Raw genomic sequence first — 11,256 nt, 5'->3', positions numbered from 1 at the left:
TTGTTACCAACTTCATGATTTATCACCTCGATTCCAATTTTGTAAAACAAGCTCAGGATAAATAATTATTATTAACAAACTACTTGGTTTGAATAATTATATTTCTCTACTAGCTTCTTCACAGGATATGAAGCAAGCAATAATGCAAGTGCAGCATGATCTCTATTACAATATTCAACATGCCATAAGTCTTTTAATGAACCAGCAACGGATCTATACTCCCAACATTCATTTATAGCAATTCCGTTCTTAACGTCTCCTAAATATTCTTTATCAAGATGTACCTCAAAGCACCTGTCATTATCTTCGGTATCGATTTTTTCATGAAATTCCATGAAATCGATTACTTTCTCTAAAAGATATATTTCAAGCATGATGCTTTCAACGAGTTCATCTATGGTATCAAAATTTTCGTCAGGACCTATTGGGCAATCTCTTATATATGTACTTGTTCCAAGGCTACATTTACCTGTGTTTTTATTATAATCAAGCCTAAATTGAGACAAACCATTAGTCCCAAATACAGATAGTTCCGCATATTCGCTGTATTCCTGATTATTATCTTTTGTAATAGGCTTAACTTGTCCTTTCAAACCGAACCTTACAACAGATCTCTCTTCCATTAAAACTCAACTCCTTATGTCAAAAAAGCGAATTAAGATAGTATAGCCTAATAACAGAAACAATGTCAATCCAATAAAAAAACCGCGTCTTCGCGGTTTTTTCGATTCTGACTTTTAAGTACAGAATTCCCGGCACTGGCCTACTCTCCCAGGACCTTCCGATCCAAGTACCATCGGCTCTAATGGGCTTAACTTCCGAGTTCGGTATGGGGTCGGGTGTTTCCCCATCGCTTAAAGCACCGGAAATTCTGTACTTAAAATAATGCAAATAAGTAAATTATTAAAGTTTACACACTTTGTGGTTACAGGGTCACAATGATCATTAGTACTCCTCGGCTGAACATGTTACCATGCTTACACCTAGAGCCTATCAAGGTTGTAGTCTTCAACCGATCTTAGAAGTCTAATCTTGAGGGAGGCTTCGCACTTATATGCTTTCAGTGCTTATCCCGTCCGAACATAGCTACCCAGCGATGCCCTTGGCAGGACAACTGGTACACCAGAGGTTCGTTCCCACCGGTCCTCTCGTCATGTTCCTCCCCTATTTCTAGGAGCATAGACTATATCTTCACCCTTTCCCGATAAAATCGGGATTAGGGGTCGGCATATTACCCATATAAACCTGCTTTTTAAAGCTTTCCAGTTTATATAAGTCCGCTCCAATTGGAGCAAGTCGTTACGGGGTCATTCTTAAAACTTTCAGCAATTCTTCTTTAGTTTTCTTTTTTCTTGTTCCGTAATTTTCATTTTGAATTACCAGCATATTATCTACAAGTTTTAGAAAATCTTCTTTAGTGAAGTTTTTCTTTTGAAGCAGAATAACACTTTTAAAAAGTACTTCTGCCTGAACTTTCTTAAATTGGATAAAGGGTATAAATAATTTTATAATTTTTTCTACTTGCTTATATCCGTTTATCCGAAGTTCTGTAATGCCATCATTCCTCTTGGATATGTATCCGATACTAAAAGCATCTCTTATCCAAATTAATGGCTTATCGTGACGGGAATCCTGATAGAAACAGATTGTTGCCATAAACCTTGAACGACCATTGTCGCTTCGTTTTTTAATCTGGAGCATCAAACTTCCATCACCATCTAAAAAACCTGCAATATATGCTATTTGTGTTTTAAGAAGACTTCCCACGGTATTGCCTTAAAAATTATCTGGTCATCAAGTAAGTATATCATAACCGGTTGACCGAAACCAGTTATTTCTCCGTTGCCAGATATATTTATGAAGGTTTCACCGTTATTAGCCGAATTGTCATTACGGATCTCTCCGTAAAGTAGCAATTTCTTACTAGGTGGAACTCCTCTCAAACTTCAATGCGCCTACGACAGATAGGGACCGAACTGTCTCACGACGTTCTGAACCCAGCTCGCGTACCGCTTTAATTGGCGAACAGCCAAACCCTTGGGACGTACTTCCGCCCCAGGATGCGACGAGCCGACATCGAGGTGCCAAACAGTGCCGTCGATGTGAACTCTTGGGCACTATAAGCCTGTTATCCCCGGAGTAGCTTTTATCCGTTGAGCGATGCATCTTCCACACGAAGTGCACCGGATCACTAAGTCCTGCTTTCGCACCTGCTCGACTTGTAGGTCTCACAGTCAAGCTCCCTTATGCCTTTACACTTTCAGTCCCGTTTCCATTGGGACCAAGGGAACCTTTGAACGCCTCCGTTACTCTTTAGGAGGCAACCGCCCCAGTTAAACTACCCACCAAGCACTGTTCCACTCTTTGAGTGGTTAGAATCAAAACTTAATAAGGGTGGTATTTCACTAATGACTCCACTCCGGCTGACGCCGAAGTTTCAAAGTCTCCCACCTATGCTACACAAATTAAGTCCTGACCCAATACTAAGTTATAGTAAAGCTTCACGGGGTCTTTCCGTCTTGTCGTAGGTAACCGGCATCTTTACCGGTATTGCAATTTCACCGAGCCCCTCGTTGAGACAGTTTCCAGACCGTTAAGCCATTCGTGCGGGTCTGAACTTACCAGACAAGGAATTTCGCTACCTTAGGACGGTTATAGTTACCGCCGCCGTTCACTGGGGCTTAACATCTCCGCTTGCACGGATCAGTGTAACCTTCCAGCACTGGGCAGGCATCAGTCCCTATACTTCCTCTTTAGGAGTTAGCAGAGACCTGTGTTTTTGGTAAACAGTCGCCTGGAATCTTTCGCTGCGGCCTCGCTTGCGCAAGGCAGGCCTTATCCCGAAGTTACGGCCGCTGTTTTGCCGAGTTCCTTAACGAGGGTTTTCTCGAACACCTGAGGCTACTCGCCTCGTCTACCAGTGTCGGTTTACGGTACGGTTTCTATAGACTTTAATTAATCAATTTTCTAGGCTCAACCTTCAAGCGAATTGCCCAATAAAGGACTTTCATTCTCACCCTTCGGGTGATTAGACACTTATAGCCATAAAAATGCCCGCTCTTTTGTTAAGCGTCTTGATTAGGAACATCTATAGAAGTAACGGAATATGAACCGTTTGACCATCGCTCTAACCCTTTCGGGATGAACTTAGGACCGACTAACCCCTCCCTGATTAGCATTGGAAGGGAAACCTTAGACTTACGGTGTGCAGGTATCTCACCTGCATATACGCTACTAATGCCAACATTCTCACTTCCTACTCGTCCACCCAACCTTACAGTTGAGCTTCATCCAAATAGGAACGCTCCTCTACCGATCCATCAAAAAATGATGAATCCCATATCTTCGGTACTACACTTAGCCCCGTTAAATTTTCGGCGCAAGATCACGTAACCCAGTGAGCTGTTACGCACTCTTTAAAGGAATGGCTGCTTCTAAGCCAACCTCCTGGTTGTCTATGTAATCTCACATCCTTTTCCACTTAGCGTAGATTTAGGGACCTTAGATGATGATCAGGGCTGTTTCCCTTTTGACTATGAGGCTTATCCCCCACAGTCTGACTGCTGTAGTAAAACAGATAGTATTCGGAGTTTGTTTAGAAACGGTAGCCGTGAAGCCCCGGTCCCATTCAGTGCTCTACCCCTATCTGCTATTGTACAACGCTAGCCCTAAAGCTATTTCGAGGAGAACCAGCTATCTCCAGGTTCGATTGGTTTTTCGCCCCTATCCACAGCTCATCACCCGGTGTTGCAGCTCCGGTGTGTTCGGACCTCCACTACCTTTTACAGTAGCTTCATCCTGACCATGGATAGATCACCTGGTTTCGGGTCTAGGAAGTATAACTAATTTCGGACTATTAATCCTCGCTTTCACTACGGCTCCGTCATTCGACTTAGCCTTGCTATACTTCACTAACTCGTTGGCTCGTTCTACAAAAAGCACGCCATCACCCGATAAATCGGGCTCTGACTCTTTGTAAGTATATGATTTCAGGTTCTATTTCACTCCCCTCACCGGGGTTCTTTTAACCTTTCCCTCACGGTACTAGTTCGCTATCGATCAAAAGGAGTATTTAGTCTTGGATAGTGGTCTACCCGGATTCCCACAGGATTTCTCGTGTCCCATGGTACTTAAGAATAGTTGTATAAGGCCAAAAAATTTTAATGTACAGGACTGTCACCCTCTATGGTGGCCCTTTCCAGGGATCTTCTCTTAACTTTTTGGTTTTTTACCTTATTCATAAACTGTGATTAAAATTAGCTAGACAAAAATCTTCAGGTCGGAATAAATCTGAAACTGAAGATTTCTGACTAAACTAAACAACTACCTTACAACACCTACATTTATTACTCACATAAAACCAGTTATAAAACTGGAAAATATTTGGTTTAGACTCTGCCATACTTATATTCGAAAAGATAAGTACGGTCTTTTCCCCGTTCGCTCGCCGCTACTAAGGGAATCTCGGTTGATTTATCTTCCTCTGGGTACTTAGATGTTTCAGTTCCCCAGGTGCCCATCCGTTAAAATAACGGACATCTCGAGTTTATCGAGATAGGTTGCCCCATTCGGAAATCCCCGGGTCAAAGCTTGCTTAACAGCTCTCCGAGGCTTATCGCAGCCAGCTACGTCCTTCTTCGGCTCCTTTTGTCAAGGCATCCATCATATACCTTATAATTAGTAACCCTATAACCACAAAATGTATAAATTGTGATCAAGAAATTGTTTTTTATTAACCTACTTTTTTTGCATTGATTCTATATTCTATTTTTAAGGTTCTTGATGAGATTTAAAACAAAAAAACCGCCGTAAGACAGCGGTAAAAATTAAACTATGGAAGTATTAATTCCCGATGTCTTTAAATCCTAAAATGTGGTTTTTTCTCATATAAATTTGTCTCATCCGTAATACATTTAAGTTTAAAACAAGGAGGATATATTGTCAACACCTAAAATTGTTGGTATTTTTGCTTTACCGTAGATTGATATGTTTATATATAAAAATACCCGCGAATTCGATAAAAATTGCGGGTATTTTTTAAGAAATTTCAGTAAAATTTAACCTTCTATTTCTCTCCGCAGTTTATCTAGAATATCTCTGGCCAATCCCTGTCCTCCAAGCCCAAACGATATACCTACAGCAATAGCTATTGCCCCAACTACCGCAGTAAATAAAGTTTGAATAAGCGCAGTAGCAATACCCAATTGCACTAAAGCAGCTAAAATGCTGAAAATTACAATTGAGTAACGCGCAACAGCGGCTAAAAAATGAGCGGCTTTAAATTTAGCACCTTCAGCGGCTCCAAGAACAATTTCAGCTAAGAAATAAGCCAAAAGTACACCCACAACCAATATTAATACGGCAACCATTACATTCGGAATGTAAAGTAATAAACTGTTGATAAACGCGCTTAGGGCTTCTAGCTGAAGAGCATTGGCAGCTGCTAGAAAGGCTATAATATAAACAAACCATTTGGTTAGCCATCCTAGTATTTTAGCGATACTAAGCCTAATACCAACTTTTTCAAAAGATCTTTTTATTCCAAATCTTTCAAACAAAGAATCCAGATGAAGAAGCTGAGAAACTCTTTCAATAATTTTACCCGCGATAACACCGAAGATTATTCCAACGACAATAATTACAAAAGCACCGATAAGATTCGGCAAAAATCCAAGTATTGTCCCCACCACTCTCTGTAGAGAGTCCGTCACGGCGGTTCCCCAATCTTGCACAACGCCTTGGGACATAAATACCTCCTTTTAATTTATTTATTAACTAAATTTTAACTATTATTATACCTTAAAGTCAAATTATAGTTATTTAAATAGTTTTGAATATGTGAAATGTAACAACGGTTGCTAAGCAAACTTCAAAAACTAATGGGGCATAATAATTATTTATTTTTATTTTTTGTTTCAATATTTTCCAGAGAGTAGTTTGCAGAATCTTTTTCATTCAATTCGCCAGTACCTGCCTTATCATTAAAAGCAAAAGCAACAACAACACCTAATAGAATTAATAGAATTGTTAGGATCAAAAAAATAAATAAAATCATTTTTAACCTCTGGCTACATATCTACTGATTCTTTGAGCTAGTTTGGCCAATGGCATTGTTTGAAGTACAACCTTCCCTGGACCTTTGATTGTAGCCATAAATAAACCTTCTCCTCCAAAAACCATGTTTTTTATGCCTTTTATCATTTGAACATCGTAAGTCATGGTTGGCTCAAAATAAGCTATATATCCATTATCAACTTTTAGTTCTTGATTATCAGCTAGATTATATTCTACTGTTTCTCCGTCTATTTCTATAAAAACTAAGCCTGGACCTTTCAGCTCTTGCATAATAAAACCCTCTCCTCCAAAAATACCTCGGCCAAGCTTCATTCTAAAATGTATTTTCATTTCTACAGATTCTTGCGCACAAAGAAAAGAACTCTTTTGACATATAACTGATTGACCTTCCGCTAGTTACATAGGCAAGATTTTTCCAGGTGAACAAGAACTGAAAGAAATTAAACCAGTACCCGAGGCTGAGCTAAAACGGTTAACAAATAATGATTCTCCAACTAATAATCTTGATACAGCCTTTCCCAAACCTAAAGCATTGGTCTGCATTTGAATATTAGGAGACATCCAAGACATTCCTCCGCTTTCACTATAAATAGATTCCCCCTGCTTAAGTTCGATTTGCAAAACTGGCATATCTTCGCCGGTGATTTTGTAATCCATATTTCTCCTTAAATTATTTTTTAATAATAACTACTTATTTATAAACCCAGCAAAAGAAAAATTAATAAAGCAATTGCGCTAACTCCCATTAAAATAGTAACAATCCATCCCCAAACATTAACCCAGTGCGGATTTGTAAATTCACCCATAATTTTCTTGTCCCGTCCGATTTTAAATATAAAAAACATCAAAATAGGTGCTACAATACCGTTTAATATAGCCGCGTAATATAAAGCCTTAATCGGATTAATATGTAAAAAATTCAATCCTAAACCAACAACCATAGAAACAATAATAATACCGTAAAATCCTCTGGCTTGCTTAAATTTTTTATTCAAACCTTCGTGCCACTTAAGTACCTCAGAAACCGCATATGCTGAAGAACCAGCTAAAACAGGTACGGCAAGCAAACCGACACCAAAAATACCAACTGTGAAAAGCAAAGAAGCAAAATTACCAGCTAAAGGACGCAAAGCCATAGCTGCATCTTCTGCAGAATTAATATTTGTAATCCCGTTTTTATATAAAACAAAGGCAGTAGTTATTACGACAAAAAGAAACACAATATTAGCCAATGCCATACCTATATAAGTATCTTTCCTCATTTCTTTTATTTCGTGCCTTGTAGCAATTGCCCTGTGATCAGATAATATACCCTTATCTCGTTCTTCTTCAATCTCTTCTGATGCCTGCCAAAAAAATAAATACGGAGTGATAGTAGTACCCATAACCGCCACCATAGCAGCTATAAAAGCGGAATCAAAACTTATTTTAGGAATTGCTATACTTTTAACAACCTCTAGCCAATCCGGCTGAATTATAATACCGGTAATGATGTATGCAAATAATGATAATGTAAGCCATTTTAATACCTTTGCATATTTATGATATGGCAGTGATACTTCTAAAAAAATTATAGCAAATGTTAGTATACATGCTCCTATATAAAAATTTATCGGGACTATCAGCTGAAATGAAGCAACCATAGCGCCAATATCAGCACCTATATTCACTGTATTTGCGATAACAAGTAATATCACAAGCGGATAAATTATTTTTTTTCCGAAATATTTACTGATAGCGCCGGCCAATCCTTTACCTGTAACAATGCCAATTCTCGCCACCGTTTCCTGAATAGCGGTCATCATTGGCAATAGATACAAGGCTAACCAATTTAAACCTAAACCATAAGTAGATCCGACCATTGAATAAGTGCCTATACCCGATGGATCATCATCCGAAGCGCCGGTGATTAAACCGGGACCTAATGTTTTTAAATAAGAAGCATGATGCTTAGACCTGGTCTTCTTTGGTAAGTTTAGATATTTTTCTATCTCCTCACGAGGGATTAAGATTAATCCATTATCAACTATGGGAAAAATAATATCTTTTCTAATCAAAAAGGATAATTTTCGTATAGAGATACCAAAAAGTTTCTGAGCTTCTTTTAAGGTAAAATTATCTTTCTTTTTTAATTGAGCCTTACTGAGAATGATAGACCTCATATTAACTATTTATTAATATTTTTGTTAATCTTAGATAAAACTTTTTTTAAATCATCTAAACTTTTTTCCGGACCAAGCTGGGTTGATAAATAACCTTCATATTTATCAAAATACTTTCGCTCGCCTGCCCACATTTCAACAAACTTATCGTCAATTCCATGCAAAGGATAGAGTTTTATATGAAGATGATTAATACCCATACCCTCCATAACCATTGCAACCCTGTGCACACCTAAACCTTTTTCCAATATTTTAGCCACTTTTTTTGAAGCAATCATAATATCTTTAACAATATCATCATCTAAATCAAATAAATAAGAATCTTCGTGTCGTTTCGATAACACCAATGTAACTCCTTCTGTATTAGGATTAATATCAAGAATTGCAATATATCGATCATCTTCCCAAATCTTTACAGAGGGAATTTCATTGTTTATTATTTTGCAAAAAATGCAATTAGTTGTCATTGATAAAATTATACAATTTATACTTAATGTTTCCAATAAAAATTATTCTAAGTGATAGCTAATATGAGATGTCTTTTTATATTTCAAAAATAATGTAATTACCTTCTTCAAGAGCATAAACAGGTAAATCCTTCTCTCCATATTCAGAAAGCTCTTGATATGCTTTCTCCCAATCAATAGAACCACGCGGATCATCTTTACCCCAATCCGATTTATAATGCGGGATAAATTTGATAGGTAATATTCCAAGACCATCCATGCATTGACGCCAATCACAAGTCCAAAAATATTTTGATAAAGCATTCGAACTTGCAGAATTTGTCGCTACAACTTTATCTCTAAAGATTTCTTGTAAATCAAATTTTTTGAGCCAATATTGCACTAAGTAATCATCTCCTCCGTGAATATTGATCACATCGCATCTTTCTACTTGTTCTACAAATTTATCAGGAAAAGCTAATTCAAAAATAGGTTTTATGTCTTTGTCTATTAGTTCAAGAAGACCTTCGGTATATTTTTTGTACTTCTCCTCCCAATTTTCTCTCTTCTCGGCAAAGAAGCAATATAGAATACAAGGCTTATTACCTAATCCTTTGATTACTTCATTATAAAATTTGACCGCTTTTGCAGGGTTATTCTTTAAACCGCCTGAATTTAGAATATATTTTGTCATAAAAGTATTATAACAATTTACAGAATAGTAAAATAGATAGTATCTTGACCATTTATTCTATAATAGAACTGATATCAAGCACTATTCGATTTCTGGTTTCTTTAATTTTTCTAAAAGTTCTTCAATATATTCATTAATTTCATCATAAAGATCATCACCCTTCAAGGTAGAAGTATAATAAAGATATTGTTTGATTAATCTATCATCTTTCTTATTTTTATTAGGGCTCAACTTTTTAGACTGCCATTCCTGATAAATTTCTGCATATTTTTGAGCCTGTTCATCATCTACAAAACTGTTTAGTAATGAGTATGACGTCACTAAATTATCTCTTAAGTCACGGCGATACAGCTCTCTTTATTAATGATATCTTCTAGCAAAATAAAGTATGCGCATTTAATTTTCGGTGCAGTATGGTAGCCAAGAAGTCCTCCTAAGGATGGCCTCTCCTTCTGTCCCCTTGGCAATACACGCCTTATAAACTTCTACAATCTCATTTGCCTCTTTTGCATCCATGCTATTATTTGTTAATAACAAATTTGATATAACCCTGGCTGGAACCTGGCGAAGATGATAAATTGCCGGATTTATGAACTGAGTTAATCTCTATTATATAACCATAAACATCAACTTTATCACCCTTATGAACCAATTTTTTTGTAGATTCTCCTGTGCTATTTTTATTAATACTTAACCAGGCAGAATTATCATTTATATTGATGAGACCAATAGATAAATCCTCAAAACGCATTTGAGTCCCTTGGCTAAGAGTTTGCGTATTTGGTGGATCTAAGTTTGGAGAATTATATAAGCCTATATAAACAACGATGCCAAAAATAATTATAGTTATAATGACAATAAATAATGATGATTTTGTTAATAATTTGCTTTTCATAAAGTCATTATATAAAAAAACAGCCAAAATGGCTGTAAATAAACTTTGGTGGACTAAGAAGCGCAGGAACCAGATACTAAAATATAAGAATTGATAATAAAAATTCTAGAAAAATAATTAAAATTATTAAACTCTTATATATTATAAGATTGTATAGCTAAAAATATATGTCTATTCTTGTTTCTCCCCAGACATTATTTTTATTAACTTAACTACACTCCAAGCTACAACTGCATATACAATCATGGCAATAATAGTTGAAGGTTCAAGAACTGCAGCTGTTTCAACACCTTCCCCAACCCCTGAACGAAATATCTGCTCAAAAGGAAAGACGAAAATACCGCTTAGGTTATAAATGAAATCTACAAAACCACTTGAATGACTTGCTCCTAATAGCTTAAGAACAAAACGGAAGGCTAAAAGTATTTCTAGCGCTCCTAGCAAAAAATAAACTACATAACCTACTGTCTGAGACCCTGTTGCCTCCCTTTTTGATGAAGCACTCTCAGTTGGATTGTTATTTTCCCTGGTTGTCACTGTTTCTTTATTAAATTCTGCCATTTTTCCTCCTTTTTTACTTTTTATAGTTATCCCTTTAATCTCTTTATTTTATCAACGCTTATAAAAAAACCGACCAACTAGGACGGTTTCACTATTTTGCTCCTCATTCTCTATATGAGTTCTTAAGCCTCGAGAGTGCCCAATAATTACTTAGCTTAAGTTAAGGGCAATCCTATATTTATTTTTTTATACTATGTATATAAATTAATTATACTACACCTAAAATTCTTGTCAATGTCAAGAACCACAAAACAGCCAAAATGGCTGTAAAATTAATTTACACAAAACAAAATGAAGTAGTGGTGTTTGTTGGAAAAAGTCAGAACCCATTTTGAACAAAATCCCGACTGATTGCCGCCCTGCGGGCGGCAGAACCGAAACTGAACGCTCGGGCGGGCAAAAAGGAAGGGGGTTGGGGGGAAG

8 protein-coding genes, 2 rRNA genes and 1 pseudogene are annotated in these 11,256 nt (G+C 37.0%); all 11 read right to left on the bottom strand.

Annotated features, from left to right (window positions below):
• Nucleotides 1-71 precede the first annotated feature (71 nt).
• Nucleotides 72-623, bottom strand: a complete 552-nt coding sequence (locus COX95_01445; protein PIZ86417.1) for a hypothetical protein — start codon at nucleotides 621-623, stop codon at nucleotides 72-74.
• Nucleotides 624-750: 127 nt separating this feature from the next.
• Nucleotides 751-867, bottom strand: a 5S ribosomal RNA gene (gene rrf / locus COX95_01440).
• A gap of 73 nt (nucleotides 868-940) precedes the next feature.
• Nucleotides 941-4,681: ribosomal RNA gene (locus tag COX95_01435) — 23S ribosomal RNA — on the bottom strand.
• Nucleotides 4,682-5,057: 376 nt separating this feature from the next.
• Complete coding sequence (locus COX95_01430) at nucleotides 5,058-5,747, bottom strand: hypothetical protein (GenBank protein PIZ86416.1); 690 nt, start codon at nucleotides 5,745-5,747, stop codon at nucleotides 5,058-5,060.
• A 310-nt stretch (nucleotides 5,748-6,057) separates the two neighbouring features.
• A pseudogene (locus COX95_01425) lies at nucleotides 6,058-6,732 on the bottom strand (TIGR00266 family protein).
• A 38-nt stretch (nucleotides 6,733-6,770) separates the two neighbouring features.
• A complete protein-coding gene (locus COX95_01420; protein PIZ86418.1) occupies nucleotides 6,771-7,937 on the bottom strand; it encodes an iron transporter in 1,167 nt (388 codons plus the stop codon).
• Between the two features lie 305 nt (nucleotides 7,938-8,242).
• Nucleotides 8,243-8,704, bottom strand: coding sequence for a diadenosine tetraphosphate hydrolase (locus COX95_01415; GenBank protein ID PIZ86415.1), 462 nt, complete (start codon nucleotides 8,702-8,704; stop codon nucleotides 8,243-8,245).
• 76 nt (nucleotides 8,705-8,780) lie between these two features.
• A complete protein-coding gene (locus tag COX95_01410) occupies nucleotides 8,781-9,377 on the bottom strand; it encodes a hypothetical protein (protein PIZ86414.1) in 597 nt (198 codons plus the stop codon).
• Between the two features lie 81 nt (nucleotides 9,378-9,458).
• Nucleotides 9,459-9,698 carry a hypothetical protein gene (locus COX95_01405; protein ID PIZ86413.1) on the bottom strand — a complete coding sequence of 80 codons (240 nt, stop codon included), beginning with the start codon at nucleotides 9,696-9,698 and terminating at the stop codon, nucleotides 9,459-9,461.
• Nucleotides 9,699-9,897: 199 nt separating this feature from the next.
• Complete coding sequence (locus COX95_01400; GenBank protein PIZ86412.1) at nucleotides 9,898-10,272, bottom strand: hypothetical protein; 375 nt, start codon at nucleotides 10,270-10,272, stop codon at nucleotides 9,898-9,900.
• A 171-nt stretch (nucleotides 10,273-10,443) separates the two neighbouring features.
• On the bottom strand, nucleotides 10,444-10,833 hold the full coding sequence (locus COX95_01395) for a YggT family protein (protein PIZ86411.1): 390 nt from the start codon (nucleotides 10,831-10,833) through the stop codon (nucleotides 10,444-10,446).
• Nucleotides 10,834-11,256: the final 423 nt, after the last annotated feature.

The sequence above is a fragment of the bacterium CG_4_10_14_0_2_um_filter_33_32 genome (genome assembly GCA_002792735.1).
In the GTDB taxonomy this organism is placed as follows: domain Bacteria; phylum Patescibacteriota; class CPR2_A; order CG2-30-33-46; family CG2-30-33-46; genus CG2-30-33-46.
Note: the sequence above shows the minus strand (reverse complement) of the source record. Positions and strands in the feature narration are given on the sequence as shown.

Bases quoted from the DNA above. Each gene is read 5' to 3' on its own strand.
- COX95_01410 (PIZ86414.1), bottom strand. From the start codon at position 9,377: ATGACAAAATATATTCTAAATTCAGGCGGTTTAAAGAATAACCCTGCA.
- COX95_01400 (PIZ86412.1), bottom strand. From the start codon at position 10,272: ATGAAAAGCAAATTATTAACAAAATCATCATTATTTATTGTCATTATA.
- COX95_01445 (PIZ86417.1), bottom strand. From the start codon at position 623: ATGGAAGAGAGATCTGTTGTAAGGTTCGGTTTGAAAGGACAAGTTAAG.
- COX95_01395 (PIZ86411.1), bottom strand. From the start codon at position 10,833: ATGGCAGAATTTAATAAAGAAACAGTGACAACCAGGGAAAATAACAAT.
- COX95_01430 (PIZ86416.1), bottom strand. From the start codon at position 5,747: ATGTCCCAAGGCGTTGTGCAAGATTGGGGAACCGCCGTGACGGACTCT.
- COX95_01420 (PIZ86418.1), bottom strand. From the start codon at position 7,937: ATGGTCGGATCTACTTATGGTTTAGGTTTAAATTGGTTAGCCTTGTAT.
- COX95_01415 (PIZ86415.1), bottom strand. From the start codon at position 8,704: ATGACAACTAATTGCATTTTTTGCAAAATAATAAACAATGAAATTCCC.